The sequence below is a fragment of the Nocardia sp. NBC_00508 genome (assembly GCF_036346875.1).
In the GTDB taxonomy this organism is placed as follows: Bacteria; Actinomycetota; Actinomycetes; order Mycobacteriales; family Mycobacteriaceae; genus Nocardia.
In genome coordinates this window covers 7,424,393-7,447,196 of record NZ_CP107852.1, presented here as the reverse complement: position 1 = coordinate 7,447,196, position 22,804 = coordinate 7,424,393, and the positions used below count along the sequence as shown (strand labels likewise).

Genomic DNA, 22,804 nt, shown 5'->3' with positions numbered 1-22,804 from the left:
GCCCGTTCGGCCGCGGAATCCGGAGTGGGCGAGGATCAGTTCTCCGAGTGCTTTCGGAGAACACCGAACAGCCGACCAAGCGCTTGCTACCCTCGATTGATGATCTCCACGGTGGTCTGGGGCACCGGCAATGTCGGCCGGGCGGCCATCCGGGCCGTCGACGCCCACCCAGCACTGCGACTGACCGGGGTGCTCGTGCACAATCCGGACAAGATCGGCCGCGACGCCGGCGAACTGGGCGGCAGCGACCACTTGCTCGATGTCGCGGCCACCGACGATATCGACGGTGTGCTCGCGGCGGGCCCGGAAGCGGTCGTGTATGCCGCTTCCGGCGATATCAGGCCCGACGACGCGCTCGCCGACATCGTGCGGGCACTGCGCACGGGCGCGGTGGTCGTCACGCCCGCGCTCTACGCGTTGTACGACCCGCGCAACGCCACGCCTGAGGTGCGCCAGCCGGTGCTCGCCGCGATCGCCGAAGGCGGCGGGTCGCTGTTCGTCTCCGGCGTCGATCCCGGGTGGGGCAACGACGTGCTACCACTGCTGATCAGTGGACTCGGCAGCACCGTGGACACGATCCGGTGCCAGGAGATCTTCGACTATTCCAGCTACGACCAACCGGACTCGGTGCGCTACCTGGTCGGCATGGGTCAGCCGATGGACTACCAGCCGCCGATGCTCGCGCCGTCGGTGCCGACCACGGTGTGGGGCGGGCAGATTCGGCTCATGGCGAGAGCGCTCGGTGTCGAGCTCGACGACATCCGCGAGACGCTGGACCGTCGTGCCTTGGACACGACCGTCACGACCTCGTCGATGGGGGAGTTCGTCGCGGGTACTCAGGGCGCCGTGCGATTCGAGGTCCAGGGAATCGTCGAGGGGCAACCGCGCCTGGTCGTCGAGCATGTCACTCGCATCCATCCGTCCTGTGCTCCCGACTGGCCCACGCCCGCCGATGGCGGTGCCGGGGCGCATCGGGTGATCATCGAGGGTCGGCCGCGCATCGAAGTGACCGTCGAGGCGACCGACGAGGACAGCAATCGGTCCGCGGGCGGTAACGCCACAGCCGTCGGACGCCTGGTGGGCGCCATTGACTGGCTGGTGGCCGCGGAGCCCGGACTCTATGACGCACTGGACATTCCCCTGCGGCCCGCGGTCGGCAAACTCGGAAGGAAGCGCCCATGATCATCGACATTCCCGAGGGGAAGGACCCGATCGGCTATGTCTGGGGCGAAATGGTCCCAGGCATCGGAGTTGCCGCCTCGAACTTCTCGTTGTCGGTCTATTCGCACAGCACGCTCGGCTTGCGCGAGTTCGAGGCCGCCAGGCTGCGTATCGCCCAGATCAACGGCTGTCTGTTCTGTCTGGACTGGCGCACCGAGCGCGACGGCGAGAAGGTCGAGCCCGAATTCGCCGACGCCGTCACGCACTGGCGCACCACCGACGCGTTCGACGAACGCACCCGCCTGGCCGCCGAATACGCCGAACGCTACGCCACCGATCACCACAACCTCGACGAGGAGTTCTTCGGCCGCATGTTCGCCCACTACAGCCAAGTGGAAGTGGTCGAACTGAGCATGAGTATCGGCTCGTGGCTCGCCTTCGGCCGGCTCAACCACGTCCTCGGTCTGGACTCGGTCTGCCTACTCCCGGGCCAGACGCCCAACCAGTAGCCCCGACGCCCGGGAGCATCAGGCCCGGAGTCGCGACACCCAGGCGGGTTGCCCGTCGACGAGGCCGAGTTCGAACTGCTCGGGAGCATCGAGTACGGCGCCGAGCTGCCGATGGGCTTGGTCGGCCGAGATCTCCGCGGGGAAGCGGATGTACTCCAGGGTGATGCCCGGTATCCGGGCCTGGAATCGGTACCGGAATTCGACCTGACCCGCGTAGGTCAGCGCGATACGCCCCTGCCAGTCGATGTCATGCGTGCCGTCCGCGCGGCGGGTGAACAGCACTTCCTGGTCGGCGACCGAGTCGTGCCCGAGCAGGTAGATATTGAACGCCAGGCATTCGACGTCGTCCGCGTCGGGCAAGGGGAGCGGATCGACGGTGCGGCGTTGCGGCTGTTCGGATTTCAGCAGGAAGGGGCGGCCGGGCGTTGCGGCGCGCAGCCCGGTGCCTTCGTCCTCGCCCCAATAGGTGGACGACAGGGTGCAGCGGTGATAGTTCTGCCACACGATGGGCGAGAGCCAGTCCTCGTCGATGTCGTTCTCGTCCACGGGCCGGTATTCGGCGTCGTAATCCGCGGACCGCAGATGCAGATCGAACCACAGGCCCCCCGCCTGGTCCATGCGGCCGGTCCACGCGAATTCCTCGATCGCGTGCCCCTCTGGCCACGGATTTCCAGGGAACACGATTCTCCCCGCGGGCGAAAGACGTGCCAGGTCGGTCCTTTCCATGCCGACACACCCTAGCGACCGGCGCCGACAAACTCGACATGCCAAAGCGGGGAACCCGACCTCGCCGTAGCGGCGCGCGTCAGACGACGGCGGGCGCCTGGGCCTCGGGTTCGCCGGCGGGCGGCTCGTCCACCGTCCGCTTCGGCCCGGTGAACCAGGTCCGCGCCGCCACCAGCCACCAGATCCCGATCGCGCCCACCACGCCGATCAGGGTCAGCGGCGCGTAATTCACGGTGTTCCAGGTGAACTCGGGGTGCCACGGGTAGCCGCGAGCGTCGGTGGGAAGGATGAACAAACAGCTGATCAACGCGATCCAGATCAGTGCGACCACCCCAACCGGGCGATACCACGCACCGAGTTGCCATGGGCCGGTGCGGAATCGGGCGCCGTGGCGTTGCCGCAGCAGGATCGGAATGCCGTAGGCGATGTACAGGCCGATGGTCGCGACCGAGGTGGCCGCGGCGTATGCGGTCGGCGCGTTGGCCGCCGGCACCAACATCGACGGAATCAGCAGCACGAAGGCGAAGAACGAGATGAACAGCACCGCGTTCACCGGCACCTTCCGCGCCGAAAGCCTCGACCAGAGCTTCGCCCCTGGCACGGCGCCGTCCCGCGCGAACGCGAAGAGCATGCGCGAGGCCGAGGTCACCGAGGCGTATCCGCAGAACAATTGCGCGACCGCCGCGATGACCAGGAGCAGGCCAGACCAGAACCCGTTCAGGGAGTTCTCCAGGATGTAGATCACCGGGTATCCGCTGTTCTTCTCCGGATCGAGTGCGTCGCCGAGATTCGGGATCGCGAACGTCACCGCCAGGATGAGGAGATATCCGGCGATCGCCGACACGACGATCGTGTTGATGATGCCCTTCGCCGCCATGCGGGACGCATCGTGCGTTTCCTCCGACATGTGGGCGGACGCGTCGTAGCCGGTGAATGTGTACTGCGCGTGCAGCAGGCCGAGCAGGAAGCTGAACGCGACCCCACCGAACCCGATCGCGCTGTTGTCGACCGTTTCGGTGAAGACGAATCCCACACTCTGGTGGTGCTTCGCGCCGAACCCGAGCACGACGACGAAGATCACTACGCCGCCGACGTGCCACCAGGCCGACACGTTGTTGATCACCGCCGACAGGTGCGGGCCGATCGCGTTCAGTACCGCATGCAGGACCAGGATCACGGCGAACACCAGGAAGATCGCGGTGCGATCGGTGCCGATGTCGACGCCGATGACGTTCAGCACGACGGTGGTGAAGATGGCCGCGCCGTAATCGATCGCCGCGGTGACCGCGATCTGACCGATCAGGTTGAACCAGCCGGTGAACCACCCCCACACCGGCCCGCCCAGCTCAGAGGCCCACCAGTACAACCCACCCGAGGTCGGGTACGCGGAGGCCAACTCCGCCATGGCGAGCCCGACGAACAGTACCATGATCGAGACCAAGGGCCATCCCCAGGCCATGGTCACCGGCCCGCCATTGGCCAATCCGATGCCATAACTGGCCAATCCACCGGTGAGGATGGACACGATGGTGAAGCTGATGGCGAAGTTCGAAAATCCCGACCAGGTTCTGGCCAGTTCTTGCTTATAGCCGAGTTCGGCGAGCCGACGTTCGTCGTCGGAGGAGGATCGGGTTTCGGTCATGTTGTGCTCCCGGGTGAAAACGCTGCCCTCATACCGCGTTTGCCAGAAGATCAGTGTGAGTTAAGGGCGGGTCAACCGCATGGCAACCAGGAAATTCGCCGAAACCGAGCCCCGGCGCCCGGCGCCGACCCGCCGAACGTAGCGTGAAGGCCATGGGCGAGCGACTGGTCGTCATCGGTGGTGACGCGACAGGGATGTCGGCGGCCTCGCAGGCGCGCCGGATGAAGGACGCGAGCGCACTGGAGATCGTGGTGTTCGAGCGCGGCAGGTTCGCCTCGTACTCGGCCTGCGGCATTCCGTACTGGGTCGGCGGCCACGTCTCCGAGCGGGACGCCCTGATCGCTCGCACGCCCGAGGAACACCGGGCGCGGGATATCGACCTGCGGTTGCGCACCGAGGTGACCGAAATCGACGTCGCCGGAGGCCGAATTCGCTTCCGCGACCGCGATACCGGGGTGGCGGCATGGATGGCCTACGACCACCTGGTGATCGCCACCGGCGCCCGGCCGATCCGGCCACCGCTGCCGGGCATCGATGCGGACGGCGTGCACGGCGTGCAAACCCTCGACGACGGCCAGGCACTGCTGGAGACGCTGGAGCGGACGCGCGGCAACCGCGCCGTAGTCGTCGGCGCGGGTTACATCGGCGTCGAAATGGCCGAAGCCCTGATCCGGCGCGGCTACGACGTCACGATGGTCAACCGCGGCGCCGAGCCGATGTCGACGCTGGATCCGGACATGGGCGCGATGGTCCGCGACGCGATGTGCGGAATGGGCATCAAGGTCGTCGGCAATGCGGAGGTCTCCGAGATCCGGACCGGGGACGACGGCCGAATCACCGCGGTCGTGACCGACACCGCGGAGTACCCTGCGGACATCGTGGTGCTCGGCATCGGAGTACGGCCCGAGACGGAGCTGGCCCGTGTCGCGGGCCTGCCGTTGGGGGAGCACGGCGGACTGCGCACCGATCTCGCCATGCGCGTGCGCGGGCACGAGAACATCTGGGCAGGCGGCGATTGCGTCGAGGTGCTGGATCTGGTCTCCGGCCGCGAACGCCACATTCCGCTCGGCACGCACGCCAACAAGCACGGCCAGATCATCGGGGCAGGCCTCGGCGGGGGATACGCGACCTTTCCCGGAGTCGTCGGCACCTCGGTCAGCAAGGTATGCGACCTGGAGGTGGCGCGAACGGGTTTGCGCGAAAAGGACGCCGAGGCAGCAGGCTTGCAGTACGTGACGGTGACCATCGAATCCACCAGCCGCTCCGGCTATTACCCGGGCGCGGAGCCGATGACAGTGAAGATGCTCGCCGAGCGTCACACGGGCCGGCTGCTCGGTGTGCAGATCGTGGGACGCGAAGGCGCGGGCAAACGCGTCGACATCGCCGCGGTCGCACTGACCGCCCGGATGACCGTCGAGCAGATGACGGTGCTGGACCTCGGCTACGCGCCGCCGTTCTCCCCGGTGTGGGACCCGGTTCTGGTGGCGGCCCGCAAAGCGGTCGGCGCGGTCCGCGCGCGGAGGTAGCGGCCGGTCCGGCCTTCAGCGCCCCGTCGTGGATTTTCCGAGCTGTGCCCGGACGATGCGCAGATCGGCGACGAACGCTTCGTAGGCCGCGGCGCGATCAGGTGCGCGCAGCACGGCCGACGGGTGCACCGTGGCGACAACCCGATGGTCCGTGGCCTCGATCACCTCGCCGCGTCGTGCGCTGACCTTGAACGAAGGGCCGAGCACTGCCTGCGCGGCGATCGCGCCGAGGCACACCACCAACCGGGGTCGCAACAGGTCGAGTTCGGCGTCGAGCCATGCCGAGCAGGCGACCACCTCGGTGCGCCCCGGCTGCTTGTGGATCCGTCGTTTACCGCGCTCCACGAACTTGAAATGCTTCACCGCATTGGTCACGTAGACCGCGTCACGGTCGATATCGGCCTCCGCCAGCGCGCGGTCGAGCAACCGTCCGGCCGGACCGACGAACGGTTGTCCCAGCACGTCCTCCTGATCGCCGGGCTGCTCGCCGATCACCACGACGTCCGCGTCCGCGGGACCGGCGCCGAAGACCGTCTGGGTGGCGTGCCGGTACAGATCGCACCCCCGGCAGTGGCAGGCTGCCTGACGCAAGCGCGCCAGATCCGCGCCCTCGGGGACGAACTCCGCGGCGCCGGGCGCCTTCATCGCCGATCGCCTCCCGCCCGGATCGGGGCTGTGACCGCCATCTGCCGACCTCCTCCGCTGCTTCGGGCTGCCGGTGGCTTACCCGGTTTCGCGGCCTTCACGCGACGAGCGCGACCGGACCCTCCCACATACTGAACGAGCGGACATAGGTCGGTATAGTCGCCGCGGATGAGTAGTGTCAGCGCCGCCGCCGAAACGCCGATGTCCCATAACCGTCGACTCGGGCGTCTGTTGCGGCTGGCGCCGGTCCTGTCGGTGGCGTTCTCCGCCTTCTGTCTCCTGATGCCGGTCTGGCCCTTCGACGAGATCACCGGCGGGTTCATCGATCTGCAGGTCTATCGGCTCGGCGTCGACGCCATGCGGCACGGCGCCGACATGTACGGTCAGCTGCCACAGACCACCATCGGCGCGGGTCTTCCGTTCATCTATCCGCCGTTCGCCGCGCTCGCGCTGGGCCCGTTCGCAATGCTGCCCTGGGATGTGGCCGCGCTGAGCTTCTTCGTCTCCTCGGTGGCCGCGCTCGCCGTCACGCTCTACTTGGTCGCCCGGCGGGTGTGGCCGGAGGAGTCGCAGCGCAGGTCGGCGGTGTGGGCAACGGCCTGCGCGACGCCGCTGGGACTACTGCTGGAGCCGATTCATTCGACGCTGGACTTCGGTCAGGTCAACCTGCTGCTGATGGCGCTGGTCGCCGCGGATTGCCTGACGCACAAGCCACGCTGGCGCCGGGGCATGCTGATCGGTATCGCCGCCGCGATCAAGCTGACGCCCGCGGCGTTCGTGCTGTACTTCCTGGTACGCCGGGACTACCGTGCGGCGGCGACCGCCGCCGTGACCGGTGCGGCCGCGACAGCCCTCGGCTTCGCGATCCTTCCGAAAGAGTCGATCAAGTACTGGTTCGGTGGGCTCGGTAACGTGTCCGGGCTGAGCGGCTCCGCATTCCATACCAATCAGTCGATTCAGGCAGTCTTCGCCAGGTTCGAGGTGCCCGAGCCCGCGTTCACTGTGGTCTGGCTGGTGCTCGGCGCGGCGCTGCTCGCGCTGGTCATCGCCGCCATGCGCCGGGCCGCGGACCTCCCCGCGCTCGTGCTGGCCCTCAACGCCGTATTCACTCTGCTCGTCTCGCCGATCTCCTGGTCGCACCACTGGGTATGGATCGCGCCCGCGTTGTTCGCCCTCGTCGGCTACGCGACTCGCCTGCCCGGCAGGCAGGCGATCGGCTGGTGGGTGACGTTCGTGATCACCACGGCGGTGTTCGTGATCGGTCCGCACAACTGGCTGCCCGACGGCGAGCGTCGTGAAACCGCGTGGACGCCATGGCAGCACGTCCTCGGCAATACCTACGTGTGGTTCAGCGTCGTGCTGGTCGCGCTGTTCGTGGTCGGCAGCAGGCGGGGAACTCCGGTACGGCGCGCGCAGCAGCCGCACGCGCAGACCGCCGAGGCTCCGGACGCCGCGACATCGGCACTCACCCCGCGCTGAGGTCGCCGGCTGCCCGTATCAGCCCATGCCGGGCGCGGAGGGCGCGACGAAGAGGAAGCTCTTCTCCTCGATCCGTTCCTTGATGCGCCAGTGCCCGTCGACGCGGACGAACGTGTCCAGATACCACAGGCCGCACAGCATCATCGTCGGCGGGCCGTCGCCGCCGGACATCAGCATCGGGTTGTGACACATCGTCCGCCCGGTGGCGGTGTCGCCGTCGACGGTGATGGATGAATTGCTGATCAGGTGTTGGAAGGCCGGGAAATTGGGCAGGACGGAGGCGAGGAACTTCTTGGTGGCGGTGAGGTCACCCACCGAGCCGCCCATTGTCGAGTAGTCGATGTGCGCGTCCGGTGTGAAGACCTCGTCCAGCAGATCCCACTGCCGGGTATCCACCGCGTGCGAATACCGCACCATCAAATCCTCGATCTCGAGCCGATCCGAAATCTCCTGCAATGACAGCATGTCTGCCTCCGTGGCGTCGGTACCTGGGTAGATGCCATCAGGATTCGAGGCGTGGGGCAAGGACCCTGCGGGTTATGTCCTGTGCGGCAGGATGTTCAGAACCAATGTGACCCCGGCCACGATGCTCGCGCAGGCCACCAGGGTGGAGAACAGGGACTGCGTGAGCATCGCGATGCCGATCGAAAAGGCAAGGCACGTGGCCAAAGCGAGCGCGCCGGTTCCCCGTTCCACACCGGCGATCCGGGTTGGTCGGTGATCCGTCATAGCTATGTAATACCCACAGTCGTCCGTTACGAAACCGTGATGCAGAGTATGTTTTCGCCTTCGGTCGTGAGCTGGCCGACGGGGCGCGAAAAGCTGGTCAGGCCAGATGATTTCGCCTCCCACGCCCGCGGCGCTGCGCGGAACTGGTGTGTCAGCGGCGCCTTCGACCTCTCGAGGTCGTTCGCGTTCACTCGATTGTCCACTGCGCCATCTGCTCGACGACGCGCGTGGGTGCGGCGCTGCTCGGCCCAGGATGAGACCTGGCTGTGACCGATCGATGTCACGCGAGCGTTGGCAGCCGCGCGATGGCCGAAACGCCGGAGATGCGGCCGATGCAGTGGGCCGGATCGAGGCGTACAGTACGTACGTACGGTTTGGTAAATACGTGGAGCGGCCTATGTGGGATCCCCAGCAGTACCTCGCCTTCGGTGACCACCGGTCGCGTCCCTTCTTCGACCTGCTGAGTAGGGTCGGCGCCACCGAACCCCGGCGGGTGGTCGACCTCGGCTGCGGTCCAGGGCATCTCACCGGCAGGCTCGCGCAGCGCTGGCCCGGCGCGGCAATCCAGGCACTCGACTCGTCACCCGACATGGTCGCGGAAGCGCGCGATCGCGGTATCGATGCGACGCTCGGCGCCGTGCAGGACTGGCAGCCGGGCGCGGATACCGATGTCGTCCTATGCAATGCCGTCCTGCACTGGGTGCCCGGACATCCCGCCTTGCTGACGGAATGGATGCGGCGACTACCCGAAGGGGCGTGGTTGGCGATTCAGGTTCCCGGAAACTTCGACGCACCCTCCCATCGAGCGATCCGGCAAGTGGCCGCCCGCGGCGAATGGCGCGACCGTCTCGGCCGGGCGGGCATCCTGGATCCGCGGGCGGTGCTCGATCCGGCGGGATACGCCGATGTACTCGCCGCTGCCGGTGGTGCCGTCGACGCCTGGGAAACGACCTACCTCCAGCGTTTGACGGGTGACGACCCGGTGCTCGGCTGGGTCGCCGGAACCGCGCTGCGCCCTGTCCGCAGCGTGCTCGACGACGCGGACTGGCGCGAATTCACCGCCCAGCTCGCCCCACTGCTACGCGCCGCCTATCCGCGCCGGAACGATGGCACCACCTGGCTGCCGTTCCGGCGAGTGTTCGCCGTCGCCCAGAAGCGGTAGCGACCGCGCGCCAGCCGCTACGGACAGTGCCCGGACAACCACTTGTCCAGGAAACTCCGGTCGCTCACGCCGTCCACAGGAGTTGGTCGAGGCGGCTGCGCAGCTCGCCGGTGACCGTGGGCGGGCAGACGGAGGGCAGTTCGGCGGCCACTCTGGCGGCGAGAACCCGCAGCTTGATGTTGGTCTCCTGGGAACGCACCCGCAGCAGGGTGAATGCTTCCTCGGCGTCGATTCCGTAGGCCAGCATCACCGCGCCCTTGGCTTGCTCGATCACCGCGCGCGCGGCCGTCGGATCCAGGTCGGCGGCCGCTGCGCCATCACCGTCGTCGCTCACACCAGGGCACTACCCGTCCACGGCGATCTGACACCGATTCCGGGGCGGGCTACCCGAGTCCGGCGGGTTGCCCTTGTCCCGGCGGAGGGTTGACGGATGCTGCGCGGATCGCGATACTTCGATCGTCATAGCGATTGCGTATAACTTGTCCAGAGGCAACGCGACGGAGACGATCAATGATGATCCATACGGCAGTCGAAGCGTTCCTGATGGCTCAGGTGGAGGATCCTGTCCCGGAAGCTCCACCCAATTCGGACAAAATCCTCCAGTTGCTCCGGTACTTCACGTGGTTCGTGATTCTCTCCGGCGTCACCGGAATCATGTACGCGGGAGGAAAATTCGCCTGGGAGAAATGGCAGGGCGGTCCGCTCGCCTCCGCGAAGATGGTCGCGGGCGGCATGGTCGGCGGCGTCATCGCCACCAGCGCGGGCACGATCATGAACGCGCTGATCGGCTGAGCCGATCGGTCGGCATGGTGGAGTCGAATGCGGCTCCACCACGCCGATGGCCTGTTCGTGCTTACTCGGCGACCTCCAGTTCCACCAATTGGCCTGGCGTAAACGATTTTTCGCGACGATCGGTCTCCACGCCGAAAACCGCGACTACGAGATCGCCGCCGGGCTGGACCACTCCCGCTTGCGTGAGGGTGCCATACCCGACCACCGATTCGCCGATATGGTCGGCGAGTTCTGCCGCCGGGATTCGAATTGTCTTGCTCACGGGGCACCTCTATCGAGTCGAAGTGTCACTGTCTGCTGTGTCACCGGTTCGCGGAACTCGATCCTAATCGGCGAAAACAGGCGCAGAACCCCCCTCTTGTCATCCCATCGTCCCGCACCGGCCGGATCGTCGCAAACTCAACCGTCAGAGCGGAAAACCGTGCGCCATAACGATTTACACTCGGCGCCTTGACCGGCCCGTGACCGCCGAAGGCAGTTCGGAACGGTCTGCTCCGGCCGCAGGCGCGAGCGCGTGGGCGACTTTCGCCTGAAAGTGCGGGCAGCTGCGGAAGTCCTCGGCGTCGCAGTCCAGGGCGTGCGAGATGGTCTCGAGTGCCGCCGTGGCCTGGGCGATGTGGCGCACGAGCTGGTCGCGGTGCGCCCGCAGCAGCGCGCGGCGAGCGGTCCGGTCGGATGCTTCGGCGAAGAGTGTGGCGAGCTCGTCCAGCGACAACCCCACCCGCTTGCCGAGCAGGATCATCGCCACCGTCTCGGTGTCTTCGTCGCGATAGCGGCGGCGTCCGGCGCCGTCTCGCCGTGGAGCGAGCAAGCCGGCGTCCTCCCAGTGCCGCAGCACGTGCGTGGCGAGACCGAACCGTGCCGCGAGATCACCGATCGACATGTCGCCGCCCGCCATACCCGCACTCTAGGCGGCGTGAGCGCTGAATCGTGCATACAGCCCGATCGGATGTCGCCTGGACGCACCGTCTCACGCCGCACCGTCGCCGCCGGGAACGAGTGGCGCAAAGCGCTCAGTGCGGCCGCCGCGGGCACGAATCGGAAGTCGTAGATCGCTACCGTGCCGCCGGGCCGCAGCACTCGCGCCAGCTCCGCGATCGCCCGTTCCACGTCGGGCCATTCGTGCAGGCTCAGGCTCGACACGACCAGGTCGAAGCTGTCGTCGGGATAGGGGAGCGCGCCGACATCCCCCACGGATAACTCCGCTTGGTCGCCGGCCAGAGTCCGTTCGGCGATTTCGATCATGTGCGGCGACAGATCCACCCCGTGAAGCCGCAGATCCATTCGGCGAGAAAGCAATCGCGTCAGCAGCCTTCCCGGTCCGGTTCCCACGTCGAGCACCCATGCACCCGGCTGCGTCGCGGCATCGATGTCCGCCGCAATCAGGTGGTACAGACCACCGAGCAGCCGGGTGGCCCGCCGGTCATAGCCTCGGCTCTGCTGTTCTCCGAACGTTGTCATCATCTCCCTTTCCTCGCGGTGCCAACAGCGTGCGAGTTGAGGTCGACCTGAAGTCAAGCGTGCAGAGACGACGGGATCGGGGCCACCATGCGGTGGCCCCGATCAGCGGCGAGATTTCATGCTGTGCGCGACTGTTACCCGGTCACGGCCGCGCCGGATACTTGTGCTCGAGCCACTCCTCGAACGTCGGCCCGGCGAGAAGGGCCTCGTGCCCGGGCAGCAAGGCGCCGTCAGCCTGCAACTCGTGATCCGGGTCGTCGGTGTCGACGATTTCTTCCACGCGAGCCGGCCTTCCCCGGAGCGTAGCCACTCTCGCAACAGCCGCGGCTAGCTCGAGCTCATGCGGCCCGGCGATTTCGACCAACTCGGCGCCGTTGTCCTCGATGGCCATTTCGGCGAGCTTCTCCGCGACCGTGCGGGCAGCGACGAGCTGAGCCCGGTATTTCGGGACGTAGGCGGTGTCGCCGCGGGTGGTCCAGTCGAGCATCATCTCGGTGAATTCGTGGAACTGGGCGGCTCGCAGGATCCGCACCGGTACCGGGCCTTCCCGGTAGGCATGCTCCTGCGCCAGCTTTCCGGCGTAGTGCCCGGCGGTGAACCGATCGATACCGATGATCGAGACCAGTGCGATCCGCCGCACCCCCGCAGCGGCCGCCGCGCGTTGCACGTTCCGCGCGACGGTGCGGAAGAAGTCCGTCACCGCCGCCGTTTCGGTGGTCGTCGCGTTGACCGCGTCCACCACGATATCCGCTCCGGCCAGCGCCTGTGCCAGGCCTTCTGCCGCGTAGACGTCCACGCCTGACGATCGGGTGACCCCGAGCACCTCATGGCCACGACTCCGCAGCACGTCCACGACCTCTCGGCCGATCCGCCCGCTCGCTCCGACAACCGCGATTCGCATCGCAACCTCCTCCGTGTGGATTGTCCGGCGAGTAGACGAAGTGGGACCGCCGAGTGTGACATCTCGCAGGTGACCTGAAGCGCACCGCGAGCGCGCGGAGAGCGAGAAGAAGATGGGGCGTCGATCTGGGCACAAGCGTCCGCGACGGCTGGTCGCGGAAGACATCCAGATCATTGATTCGTGGCCCCGAGAATGCCGGCTTACTGCCGAATTCGGCTGATGCACACGGAAAGGCGGGAATGGCCGCGCCCGTCGGAATACGGCTCCAGCGGCGCGTAGGTGGGGATTAGTCCGGTTTCGATCGGCAGTGTCGCCGCATCGGCTGATCGATGTACGGCGACAGCTGCTGGGCTGCGCCTCCTTAACAAACCTGACAAGGACTTCGAAATCGGTTGGTGCAGGCCACACTCAGCTCACTGTGGGCTGCGCGGCAGGCGGTCTCAGATACACCAGACGACGCTACCGAGGGGGAAACATAGAACGACCGAGCCCCATGCCGGCGTCGCCATGTCGGATGGCGTTTCGGCGGAGGCAGCAGGACCTGCGACGAGACCCAGTGACAGGATCATGGCGGCCGCGGCGAGGATTTTCGTGATTCTGGTGGACATTGCGCATCCTTCGACTTGGGTGAACTTTTAAAGATGACTCACGGATTTCATGGTTCACCCTATGGACCGCGAACGCTAGACAAGGAAAAGTCAAGTTCCCCCGCAGCGCGTAACGGGAAGATCACCCGAGGTGGTTTTTCCGGGGAACCGGCATCAAATATCTGCGCAAAAAATACCAAAAGTCCAGTGACCCCAAGGCAAACCGTCCATATTTCGCACATTGCGGTCACGCGCGACAATCGTTGCGCGATGGAGACCGAGCCCTGTGCGCATCAGATGCAATTACCGCCGCCATGCGGGCCGGGTGGACGCACGCGGAAAGCGGGCCGCCGCGGCGCCGAATTCACTCGCGTCGGCGAGGATGCTCCTGTGGCCCACTCGCGGTGCACTCTTCCCACTGGAGGTGAGGTGGCCCCGAACTCCCAGGTGGTCCGACCCTAAACTGAGGCAATGGTGGAGCCAACTCCCTGGCGGGCGAAGGAAACCCACGGCAGGAGCGGCACACGGGAACCGGCGGAGAGCGGCGCCGTGCCGCAGGGGCCGAAACCGTATCAGGTCGCGCTGCGCGGGTACTGGGGCTATGCATGGGCGGCGGTGGGCAGCCTGGTGACACTCATCCTGCTGTTCCGGCCGTGGATCAGTGTTCGCGGTCCCGACGGCTCGGTCACGGTCAATGCGTTCGGCCGGATGCAAAACACCACGGTCTACCTGAACGTCTGGTCTACACACAGACCGCGCGCTGCGCAGATCTCGGGCTTCTGGGCCATCCTCGCCTGTGCGGCCATCTTCATCACCGTCCTGGCGGTAGTGATCAATCTGCGGCTTCGCCTCGAGGCGATCACCCGCCTTGTGGCGATGTCCACCCTGGCCACCGCCGTCTTTGTGCTGATAACCGTGCTGCACATCAACAGCAAAAGCGGTGAGCTGAAGGGGATGGTTTCGCGTACCACGGATCTGGGCGGTCAGATCGGATCGTTCATGAACTGGGCTTTTGGCAATGGCAAACTCGCAGTGCCGGGATTGGGGCAGTCTGCCTACACCTCCGCGACTCTCACGCAGTGGGCGCTGCTCGCCAGCCTCGTGTCGTTCGGCTCGGCCTTGGCCGCTATCACGCAGTGGATCCGCAGCAGTCCGACAAGTCTCTTCCGCCTGCCGTGGCGTGTCCAGGTGGTCGCAAAGTCTTCGGACACCGACACCGACACCGACACCGCCGACGACGCAGACCGGCCGACTGACCGTTAATCGACGACGCTGCGCGCTCGGCGGCCCGTCAACCTTTCACTGCCGATCTCGCGCCACGGACGGCAGCTCCGCGCGACCACGGCAGTCGCATCTGGTGGTGGGTGGTAGACAGCCCAGCGGCACGTGTCGCTCTTGCGTACGACCGGCCCAATCGGGTACGCCGGAAACCAGGAGGTGTTCGATGCCGTCCGGACCTGATCCCGTGACGCGGACAGAAGAGGTCATCGTGCCACCGGAGTGCATCCGGCTGGCGGGGGTACTGGCCGTACCGCAGGACTGCACCGCCTTGATCGTCTTCGCGCACGGCAGCGGCAGCGGCAGGCACAGCCCGAGGAATCGGTTCGTCGCCGAGGCCCTGAACCGGGCGGGATTCGCGACGATGCTGGTCGACCTGCTGACCCCGGACGAGGAAGGCGACCGTTCGCGCGTTTTCGATATCGAGCTGCTCGCCCATCGCCTCGTCGAGGTGACCCGCTGGCTGCGGACGCGCCCGGAGCTGGCCGGACTGCCCACCGGCTACTTCGGCGCGAGCACCGGTGCCGGCGCCGCGCTGTGGGCGGCCACCGAACCCGGCACCGAGATCGCGGCCCTCGTCTCGCGCGGTGGTCGGCCCGACCTGGCCGGTGCGCGGCTGGCGCTGGTCCGCGCGCCCACTCTGCTCATCGTCGGCGGCAACGACGACTGGGTGCTGGAGGCCAACCGGGGGGCGCGGCTGCGGATGCCGTGTCCGAGCGAGATCGATGTGGTGCCCGGCGCGACACATCTGTTCGAGGAGCCCGGTGCGCTGGAACAAGTGGCGGATCTCGCCCGCGACTGGTTCCACCGCCATCTCACCGTCGTGCGGCGTTGAACACCAGGGGGAAGTCATCGGGCCGCGACGCGACGCGGGTGCCGAAGCCGCGGCTGATGTGCTCCATCATCTCGCAGAGCCAGCGAGATTCGCCATGCGCGGCCCACTCGAGGCGAATGTGGCGTTCTCGCAGCGGAATCATTCGCACCTCCACGGCGTCGACATCGATGGACACGAGATACAGCAAATGCAATTCGGTGCGATACCGCTCATGGCCGCGGATGCCCTCGTAGTCATCGATGACGTCGCCGCACCCGTACAGGATCGGTTTGCCGCGATAGATCTCGATCGGCCGCGGATGGTGTGCGGAATGTCCGTGTACCAGGTCGACCCCGGCGTCGATCAGCCGATGCGCGAATTGCTTTTCGCTCAGCGCCACTCCGTAACCCCAGTTCGGTCCCCAATGTACGGAAACAATCGCGATATCGTGCTCACGCTTGTGCGCCAATACTTTTGTCGCTACGTCATCGGCGGCACGAGCGCTCGGTGATTCGCCGACTCGCCACAGGCCCGGCCGGTCGTGGCGCGCCGCCCAGGACTCGGGAACGCCGCTCGATCCGCCGCCGACCGAGACGATCACTGCCCGCCGTTCGCTGTCGAGTTCCACCATCGAGGGCGTTTGCGCCTCGTTCAGGTCCGCGCCCGCCCCGGCCCGGCGGATACCCGCGGTATCGAGCGCTTCGAGGGTGTCGGTCAGCCCGGGGATACCGAAATCGAGAACGTGATTGTTAGCCAGAGCGCAGACGACCGGCGCGATGGCGGTCAATACCGGGACATTGTCCGGGTGCATCCGGTAGTGAACGCCTTTGCCCGGCGCGAACGCGCCGTCCGCGGTGATCGAGGTCTCCAGATTGATCAACCGCACCTCGGGATCGACCTGGTCGAGGATCGACAGGACATCACCCCAGGGTTGGCGGTAGTCGACGGGGTAGGCGAACCCGCCATACGCGCGCTCGGCCAGTTCCACATATGTCCGCGCATCATCGACGTACCGTTCGCACAGCGTCGGATCGCCCGGATGCGGCAGGATCTGATCCACGCCGCGGCCGAGCATGACGTCGCCACCCAACAGCACGGTCGTCATACCACCATTGTCGATCTTCTCCATGCCGCGCGCTTGCCTGGGGCCGATCAGCCTTGCGAGACGGGTGCCGGAGATCGTGTCACCAGGTTGACGCTGTTGACGCGGGGCTCGGCCGGGGCCGAGCAGGCTGGTGATGCCGAGCATGGTCGCCGGTGACGGTTTGCAGTAGCGGCGCAGAGCCGCACTCGGGGGCGCCGGCGTCGGATTTGTCCCGTAGGCTATGCTGTGCGTCGATGACTACCGGGACGGCATTGCGCCACACACGGATTGGTGACCCGGTGCTCTTCTGAGCGCCGTGCGGGCCGGTGCGGGCCCGCTGTTCGATCGAGGATCTTGCGCTGCTGCGCGGGGTCCGCCTCCGTCGTGTTGATCACACGCTCGACACATCAACCACGACAGGAGAATTCATGCCCACCAAGACTCTGCAGATCCCCACCACGGACGGCCGGGCCGACGCGTTCGCCGCTTTCCCCGACCACGGCGAACGGCACCCGGGGGTGCTGATGTACGCGGACGGCTTCGGCATCCGGCGCGTGCTGCGGGAGATGGCCCGCGAACTGGCCGGGCACGGATACTACGTGCTCGTCCCCAACATCTTCTACCGGCACGGTCCGGCACCGGTTATCGAACTTCCCGAGCACATCGGAGAAGACGTCCGACCCGCAGTCTTCGCCCAGCTGATGCCCTTGATCGAGGCGCACACCACCGAACGTGTCCTGCGCGACGCCGACGCCTACCTCAGGTTCCTCACCACCCAGCCCGAGGTCAGCGCCGGACCGGTCGCGGTGACCGGCTACTGCATAGGCGGCCTCCTGGCGACGCGCACCGCCGCGGCCCACCCCAGCCAAGTGGCCGCCGTCGCCGCATTCCACGGCCCCGTGGGCGCCGACGGGCCCGATTCCCTCGCCGAGATCACCGCCCAGGTCCACTTCGGTCACGCCGAAAGCGACCTGACGCCCGATGCCCTGGGCGAGCTCAACCGGGCCCTGGACGCGGCGAAGGTCGACTACACCTCCGAGATCTACCCCGGCACCATCCACGGTTTCACCATGTCCGACACCGACGCCTTCAACCCCGCCGCGCTGCGGCGCCACTGGGACCGCCTGCTCTCCCTCCTCGACCGCACCCTGTCCAACAGCTGAGGCTCCGGCCCGGAAACCAACCCTGAAGTGCACGGCTCCGGAGTGGTGGCACGGTCCTTGCCGGCACCCGGGACCGGCGCCAGGGTCGAAGCGGTGGGCGGCTACCCGGTTGCTCAGAGCCCGGCCGTGGACGGGTGCCGCAGATCCCGGAGCACGAATGCTTGTCGCTTGCGGCGGAATTCGTTCTCGTCACGAAAGATGTCCCGGGCCATCCGTCGCAACTCGGCGCGCTCGATCGCGTTCAGGTCGGACAGCCGGGATTGCTTCGCGGCCATGATCGCCGCCCATCGGGACGGATGGGCGGACTCCCTGGCAAGTTCCGTCAGCCAGCTGCCGAACTGCGCGCTCGGTGCCACCGCGTCGACCAGCCCGAGATCGGCGGCGCCGACCGCGTCGATGGCCTGGCAGTCGTGCAGCAGCCGCTGTGCCGTATCGCCTCCCACCCGCCGCGGCAGGGTGTAGGTGTGAAACTCCGAGCCCGACAGTCCGATCGTCTGGTAGTGCGGGTTGAACACCACACGGTCGGCGGCGACAACGAGGTCTGCGGTCAACGCGAGCATGACGCCGCCCGCTCCGGCGCTTCCCGTCACAGCGGCAATCGTGACCTGTGTGGAACAGGTCAGAATCGCTCGGCACACATTGTTGATCGCCAGCAAGTTGCGCCAGGCCTCTCCCTCGGGGCCGTCGGACAGCTCCACCGCGCTCAGGTCTATGCCGTTGGCGAAGTACGCACCATCGTTCTCCAGGACGACGACCTTCGTGTCTTGTGCCGCGGCATAGGCGAACGCCGCGAGTAACCTGCGGCATTGCCCCGACCCCATCGCCCCGTTATAGAAGTCGATGGTGAGAAACCCGATCTCGCCCTCGCGCCGGTACCGGATTTCGTGGGATTTCCGCTCGTCGACCGGCAACGCCTGAACCGGAAACCCGGCCATCGCCAGCGCCTGGGCAGCCGGGCCCTTGCACGAAGGATCGGCGCCACCCGAGGACCGGAGCCGACCGACCCAGATGCTGCCATCTCCGCATGCGATTTCGATGCCGTCATCCCGGCGTCCGAGCAGTGTGCCGGGCGGCGCCAGCGCATCGTCGCGCCCATGGTGGGCGTCGTAGACGAGCATGGGCAAGCCGGCGATGGTCGCCGGCGCCCCTGGTGATCCATCGCTGGCATGAATGAGACTCAGGATGGTCGCGGTGTCGTCGCTCCAGCGCACCTCCCGGTCGCGGCGGCGCATGGCCGGCCTGCGGCGGGCATGCACGATCGGCTGCGGAGTCTCGGCCTGCGGAGTGGGGGAGACGGCACGGTCGGCTTTGTCGAGCGCCTCGACCAGGCATTCGATCGCGGCGTCGGCGACAACCGTGTTGTAGACGGCGGATTTGCGTCGCCACGGCAACCCGAAGGTCCGCGTCGACCAGATGGGTCCCGCGTCCATTTCTTCGGCCGCCGTCAGCGCCGTCACCCCCCACAGCGGCTCGCGTTCGCTGATCGCCCAGTCCAGTGAATGCGGACCGCGATCGCCCACCGGGCCGGGATGGAGGATGACACATGTCCACCGCCGGTAGATGTCAGCGGGAATCTTCGTCGTCAAGTACGGGCAGACGACGATATCGAAGTCAGCCGATTCGACCGCGCGGCGGATATCCGATTCGCAGTGCACTATCGAGATCCGTGCGGTGCGTCCGGATCGCCGCACCGCGAGCGCGGCTCGTTGGGTCAGTCCGTTGTTCGCACTGGCGAGAATCAGCACACGCTGTGTCATGTGGGGCAGGGCGGATCAACGGTTGGACATCGAGAGCAGCTGTTGCGGGTCGTCGGCATAGACCGTGGCGATGACGTTCGCCCTGGCGGCGAGATCGCGGGCGAGGTCACGGATCTCGGCTGGCGCGATGGGGTCGTTGTCGATCCCGATCAGCAGATCACGGGTATGGATCGCCGTCGCCTGCGCGCAGTGCCGCAAGCGCGCCTTGGCCACGGTGTCGAGCACGGCGGGGCTGAGGTAGCGCTGGATGTGCTCGCCGCGGTCGGTGATCTGGTTGACGATCGGTTCCGTGGCCGCGTCGGTGAGCCACCGTTCCGCGTCGGCCGTGATTTCGAAGACGAGATCGTGGTCTCGGATATCGGTCGGATTCAGAGAGTTGGTCAGCAGGGCCATGCTCGCTCGCCCGATCGCGATGAATCCGCTCATGGCGTGGGCGAGCAGGACATCTGGGTTTGCTGTCGGCAACTGGTGTAGACGTTGCCCGACGACGGTGACCCAGCAAGCGAGATGTTCGGCCCCGGTGTCGATCGACGTCGCTGTCGGCATAGCGCGAACCATACGCTGTGACCCTCGCGAGACATACAACGAAACGCTGAAAGTTCGCCAGATGTCGTAGTGGCCTCCAACCGATGTTCCGGCCGCGCCGGAATGGTACCTAGTTACCGGTAGACCCGATAGGTCAACGAAGCGGGTGCTTTCCACACGCACCGTCGGCTTTTCACCGATAGCGGCGCGGTGTTTCTTGCGTCTGTTCCATCCGCTCGAAAAGGGTGTCAATCCCACCCGACGGTGGACCGAACCTCTAGCCCGAGTGTTGCTGAGCGGCAGGCCGAGCTATGGCGTGGTGAATTTCGTTGCTCAGCCCGCATGAGTGTGGGGGCGGGTGCGTGCGCGAGCGTCCGGGTGATCAGGTCCTGGTAGCGGGTGGCGAGGTTGCGCCGCGCCGCGGCTCCGTCGCCGGTGAGCTGGACCCCTGCATGATCGCCAGCGTGGTGGGTTCCAGTTCCGTCAGCCGATTCAGGGGCGCGGGCACCGCTGGGCCCAACGAAGTGGCGTGGAAGACGTCCTCCGCGACGCCCGCTGATTCGACCCCCTAGGGCTGGTCCCGCCGCGAGCTCGGTACGGCCGACGATCGCGGTATCGACCGGCGCGATAGCCAAAGTCGGCCTCTGCTGGACGCCTCGCGGTGGGGGAGCGCTGCACCCGGTGCCGAAGCCGATCGATAGCTGGGCGGCCGCCGAGAACTGCAAGGTCGGTGGTGGTCCGGCAAGGAACACGCGGTGTCCGAGATCGGGCGCACTCCCCGCTATCGGGAACTCATCCTATGAATAATTTCTAGGATGATAGTACTCTAAATTTTCTACCTGCAGATTCACCATGCGAGGTTCGCGCTTCGTCGTCCCGATGGTGAACGAATCTATCCAGCGAGGGAGGTCGTGTGCTGGAAATCGACCACTTCAGCCACGGGTTGCTCACACCCGCAGTCGCGTACGTCATGTCATTCACCGGTTCATTGCTCGGGTTGCGATGTATGGCCAGGGCTCGGACCGGAACCGCCCGCGACGGCTGGCTCATCGCCGCCGCAGTCGCCATCGGCGGCACCGGTATCTGGGTCATGCATTTCATCGCGATGCTCGGTTTCGCCATCAATGGGGCATCGATCCGCTACGACGTCCCGATCACCCTGCTCAGCGCATTGATCGCCATGGGCGTGGTGTGGCTCGGGTTGGGTATCGCCCAGCAGCGGACGCTGGGGCCGCTGGGGCTGTTCATCGGCGGTGCCATCACCGGCGCGGGCGTGGGCGCCATGCACTACGCGGGTATGTATGCGATGAAATCCGACGCGGCGATCGGCTACGACTTGTGGATCGTTGCCCTGTCCATCGTGATCGCCGTGGTCGCCGCGACGGCCGCACTGTGGTTCACTCTGCACGTCCGCGGAACACTCGCCACCATCGGCGCAGCGCTGGTGATGGGCGTGGCTGTGTCCGGCATGCACTACACGGGCATGTCCGCCATGCACGTACGCGAGGCCCAGCATCTGCACCCACCCACGGGAGCCGGCGCCATGCAGCTGCTGACTCCGCTGATCGTCGGCATCAGCCTGGTCACCGTGCTGCTGCTACTGCACCTCGGAAGCACCGATGTAAACGAAGAGAACGCCGACACCTCACGAGCATCGCGCTCCGCCACCTACTGGCCCACCCGCGACTGAACCAGGGGCAGCCACGGTATCGATCCGCCGGTGGAAATCGCGCACCGTCGCCCTGTGTGTCGAAGTCGTCGACTTGGGCACGCGGTGCCATCGGCGCGGATTCGCGCTCGCGGTTTTCCGTACCGAATGCCGGGTACGCCCGCCGAGAGCCGGTCCTGGCAAGCGACCGGCGTCTCCCAGCCGACCGGAGGTGGCGATGCGTATCGGATACAAATTGGCGGCCGAGGCGTACGGTCCGAATGAGCTTGTCCGCCAGGCGGTTCGGGCGGAAGATGCGGGATTCGACTTCGTCGAGATCAGCGATCACTTCCATCCGTGGTTGGACAACCAAGGGCATTCACCGTTCGCCTGGACGGTGCTCGGCACCATCGCGGCGAAGACCGAGCGGATCGGCTTGGCTACCGGTGTGACCTGCCCGATCCTGCGGTATCACCCCGCGATCATCGCGCAGGCGGCAGCCACACTCGCGATCCTGTCCGGCAACCGTTTCACCCTGGGGGTGGGCTCGGGCGAACGCCTCAACGAACATGTCGTCGGCCATGAGTTTCCTCCGGTGCGCATCCGGCAGCGGATGCTTCGCGAGGCGCTCGAGATCATCCGGCTGCTCTGGCGCGGCGGATATCACTCCTACGATGGCGAGTTCCTGACCGTCTCCGAGGCACGGGTTTTCGATCTGCCCGACGAACTCCCGCCGATCGTCGTGGCCGGGGGCGGGCCGGAAGCAGCCCGGATCGCCGCCGAACTCGGTGATGGCCTGTTCGCCACGGAACCGAAGTCGGACCTTGTCGAACGCTATCGCGCGGCGGGCGGTGCGGGCCCGCGTTACGCGGAGGTGGGCATGGCCTGGGCTCCGGACGAGGAGACGGCGGCCAAGGCGGTGCTGGACACGACACGGTGGGCAGTCACCGGCTGGAAGGTGATGAGCGAACTTCCGAACCCGGTCAACTTCGCCGCCGCGACCACCACGGTCCGCCTGGAGGACATCGTCGACAACTTCGCCTGCGGCCCCGACCCCGCGCCCTATCTGGACGCCGCGAAGCAGTACACCGACGCGGGCTTCGACCACCTCGTCATGCAGAACGCCGGCCCCGACCCGGACGGATTCCTGGACTTCTACCGCCGCGAACTGGACGAACCCCTCCGGGTGTTGACCCCGAGTCGCTGAGCGCGGGG

The 22,804-nt window shown here is 66.6% G+C and carries 23 protein-coding genes and 1 pseudogene; 11 read left to right on the top strand and 13 right to left on the bottom strand.

What is annotated here, in order from left to right; genetic code table 11:
* Nucleotides 1–99: 99 nt before the first annotated feature.
* The gene (locus OHA40_RS33405; protein WP_330230782.1) at nt 100–1,182 is read left to right on the top strand and encodes an NAD(P)H-dependent amine dehydrogenase family protein; all 1,083 of its coding nucleotides are present in this window, start codon (nt 100–102) and stop codon (nt 1,180–1,182) included.
* Nucleotides 1,179–1,670 (top strand): carboxymuconolactone decarboxylase family protein, encoded by a 492-nt coding sequence (locus tag OHA40_RS33400; RefSeq protein WP_330230781.1) that lies wholly within the window; start codon nt 1,179–1,181, stop codon nt 1,668–1,670. Before OHA40_RS33405 ends, OHA40_RS33400 begins: the two co-directional genes overlap by 4 nt.
* A gap of 18 nt (nt 1,671–1,688) precedes the next feature.
* Here the strand turns inward: OHA40_RS33400 and OHA40_RS33395 are convergent, their stop codons facing one another.
* Nucleotides 1,689–2,396, bottom strand: a complete 708-nt coding sequence (locus OHA40_RS33395; protein ID WP_330230780.1) for a hypothetical protein — start codon at nt 2,394–2,396, stop codon at nt 1,689–1,691.
* A gap of 79 nt (nt 2,397–2,475) precedes the next feature.
* Entirely contained in the window at nt 2,476–4,038 is a 1,563-nt protein-coding gene (locus tag OHA40_RS33390; protein WP_330230779.1) for an amino acid permease, read from the bottom strand.
* 152 nt (nt 4,039–4,190) lie between these two features.
* On the opposite strand from OHA40_RS33390, the gene OHA40_RS33385 reads away from it, so the two are divergent.
* A complete protein-coding gene (locus tag OHA40_RS33385) occupies nt 4,191–5,564 on the top strand; it encodes an FAD-dependent oxidoreductase (RefSeq protein ID WP_330230778.1) in 1,374 nt (457 codons plus the stop codon).
* Nucleotides 5,565–5,579: 15 nt separating this feature from the next.
* On the opposite strand, the gene OHA40_RS33380 is transcribed toward OHA40_RS33385, so the two are convergent.
* Nucleotides 5,580–6,209, bottom strand: coding sequence for a UdgX family uracil-DNA binding protein (locus OHA40_RS33380; RefSeq protein ID WP_330230777.1), 630 nt, complete (start codon nt 6,207–6,209; stop codon nt 5,580–5,582).
* A gap of 168 nt (nt 6,210–6,377) precedes the next feature.
* Between OHA40_RS33380 and OHA40_RS33375 the strand changes: the two genes are divergently transcribed.
* Nucleotides 6,378–7,688: a glycosyltransferase 87 family protein gene (locus OHA40_RS33375; protein WP_330230776.1), complete on the top strand. Its 1,311-nt coding sequence runs from the start codon at nt 6,378–6,380 to the stop codon at nt 7,686–7,688.
* Nucleotides 7,689–7,706: 18 nt separating this feature from the next.
* Here the strand turns inward: OHA40_RS33375 and OHA40_RS33370 are convergent, their stop codons facing one another.
* The gene (locus OHA40_RS33370; protein ID WP_330230775.1) at nt 7,707–8,153 is read right to left on the bottom strand and encodes a nuclear transport factor 2 family protein; all 447 of its coding nucleotides are present in this window, start codon (nt 8,151–8,153) and stop codon (nt 7,707–7,709) included.
* A 72-nt stretch (nt 8,154–8,225) separates the two neighbouring features.
* On the bottom strand, nt 8,226–8,417 hold the full coding sequence (locus tag OHA40_RS33365) for a hypothetical protein (protein ID WP_330230774.1): 192 nt from the start codon (nt 8,415–8,417) through the stop codon (nt 8,226–8,228).
* 397 nt (nt 8,418–8,814) lie between these two features.
* Between OHA40_RS33365 and OHA40_RS33360 the strand changes: the two genes are divergently transcribed.
* Nucleotides 8,815–9,579, top strand: a complete 765-nt coding sequence (locus OHA40_RS33360) for a trans-aconitate 2-methyltransferase (protein WP_330230773.1) — start codon at nt 8,815–8,817, stop codon at nt 9,577–9,579.
* 64 nt (nt 9,580–9,643) lie between these two features.
* On the opposite strand, the gene OHA40_RS33355 is transcribed toward OHA40_RS33360, so the two are convergent.
* Nucleotides 9,644–9,913, bottom strand: coding sequence for an ANTAR domain-containing protein (locus OHA40_RS33355; protein WP_330230772.1), 270 nt, complete (start codon nt 9,911–9,913; stop codon nt 9,644–9,646).
* 179 nt (nt 9,914–10,092) lie between these two features.
* Here OHA40_RS33355 and OHA40_RS33350 point away from each other — a divergent pair, with 179 nt between their 5' ends.
* Nucleotides 10,093–10,371: a hypothetical protein gene (locus OHA40_RS33350; RefSeq protein ID WP_330234468.1), complete on the top strand. Its 279-nt coding sequence runs from the start codon at nt 10,093–10,095 to the stop codon at nt 10,369–10,371.
* Between the two features lie 61 nt (nt 10,372–10,432).
* On the opposite strand, the gene OHA40_RS33345 is transcribed toward OHA40_RS33350, so the two are convergent.
* The 4 genes from OHA40_RS33345 to OHA40_RS33330 form a co-directional block, all read right to left on the bottom strand.
* Nucleotides 10,433–10,633 (bottom strand): hypothetical protein, encoded by a 201-nt coding sequence (locus OHA40_RS33345; RefSeq protein WP_330230771.1) that lies wholly within the window; start codon nt 10,631–10,633, stop codon nt 10,433–10,435.
* A 174-nt stretch (nt 10,634–10,807) separates the two neighbouring features.
* Nucleotides 10,808–11,209: a MerR family transcriptional regulator gene (locus OHA40_RS33340; protein ID WP_330230770.1), complete on the bottom strand. Its 402-nt coding sequence runs from the start codon at nt 11,207–11,209 to the stop codon at nt 10,808–10,810.
* On the bottom strand, nt 11,110–11,835 hold the full coding sequence (locus OHA40_RS33335; RefSeq protein ID WP_330230769.1) for a class I SAM-dependent methyltransferase: 726 nt from the start codon (nt 11,833–11,835) through the stop codon (nt 11,110–11,112). Before OHA40_RS33335 ends, OHA40_RS33340 begins: the two co-directional genes overlap by 100 nt.
* Before the next feature lie 139 nt (nt 11,836–11,974).
* A complete protein-coding gene (locus OHA40_RS33330) occupies nt 11,975–12,733 on the bottom strand; it encodes an SDR family oxidoreductase (RefSeq protein WP_330230768.1) in 759 nt (252 codons plus the stop codon).
* 1,058 nt (nt 12,734–13,791) lie between these two features.
* Here OHA40_RS33330 and OHA40_RS33325 point away from each other — a divergent pair.
* Together OHA40_RS33325 and OHA40_RS33320 are read left to right on the top strand one after the other, a co-directional pair.
* Nucleotides 13,792–14,583 (top strand): hypothetical protein, encoded by a 792-nt coding sequence (locus tag OHA40_RS33325; protein WP_330230767.1) that lies wholly within the window; start codon nt 13,792–13,794, stop codon nt 14,581–14,583.
* A gap of 193 nt (nt 14,584–14,776) precedes the next feature.
* Nucleotides 14,777–15,433 (top strand): annotated as a pseudogene (locus OHA40_RS33320) (dienelactone hydrolase family protein); the annotation flags it as partial.
* Here OHA40_RS33320 and OHA40_RS33315 read toward each other — a convergent pair.
* Nucleotides 15,414–16,517 carry a CapA family protein gene (locus tag OHA40_RS33315; RefSeq protein WP_330230766.1) on the bottom strand — a complete coding sequence of 368 codons (1,104 nt, stop codon included), beginning with the start codon at nt 16,515–16,517 and terminating at the stop codon, nt 15,414–15,416. The pseudogene OHA40_RS33320 and the gene OHA40_RS33315 overlap by 20 nt on opposite strands.
* 407 nt (nt 16,518–16,924) lie before the next feature.
* Between OHA40_RS33315 and OHA40_RS33310 the strand changes: the two genes are divergently transcribed.
* The gene (locus OHA40_RS33310) at nt 16,925–17,659 is read left to right on the top strand and encodes a dienelactone hydrolase family protein (RefSeq protein WP_330230765.1); all 735 of its coding nucleotides are present in this window, start codon (nt 16,925–16,927) and stop codon (nt 17,657–17,659) included.
* A 113-nt stretch (nt 17,660–17,772) separates the two neighbouring features.
* On the opposite strand, the gene OHA40_RS33305 is transcribed toward OHA40_RS33310, so the two are convergent.
* Together OHA40_RS33305 and OHA40_RS33300 are read right to left on the bottom strand one after the other, a co-directional pair.
* Nucleotides 17,773–19,416 (bottom strand): enoyl-CoA hydratase-related protein, encoded by a 1,644-nt coding sequence (locus OHA40_RS33305; RefSeq protein WP_330230764.1) that lies wholly within the window; start codon nt 19,414–19,416, stop codon nt 17,773–17,775.
* 15 nt (nt 19,417–19,431) lie between these two features.
* Nucleotides 19,432–19,962 carry a hypothetical protein gene (locus tag OHA40_RS33300; RefSeq protein ID WP_330230763.1) on the bottom strand — a complete coding sequence of 177 codons (531 nt, stop codon included), beginning with the start codon at nt 19,960–19,962 and terminating at the stop codon, nt 19,432–19,434.
* Between the two features lie 892 nt (nt 19,963–20,854).
* Here OHA40_RS33300 and OHA40_RS33295 point away from each other — a divergent pair.
* On the top strand, nt 20,855–21,631 hold the full coding sequence (locus tag OHA40_RS33295; protein ID WP_330230762.1) for an MHYT domain-containing protein: 777 nt from the start codon (nt 20,855–20,857) through the stop codon (nt 21,629–21,631).
* 196 nt (nt 21,632–21,827) lie between these two features.
* A complete protein-coding gene (locus OHA40_RS33290; RefSeq protein WP_330230761.1) occupies nt 21,828–22,796 on the top strand; it encodes a TIGR03557 family F420-dependent LLM class oxidoreductase in 969 nt (322 codons plus the stop codon).
* Nucleotides 22,797–22,804 lie beyond the last annotated feature (8 nt).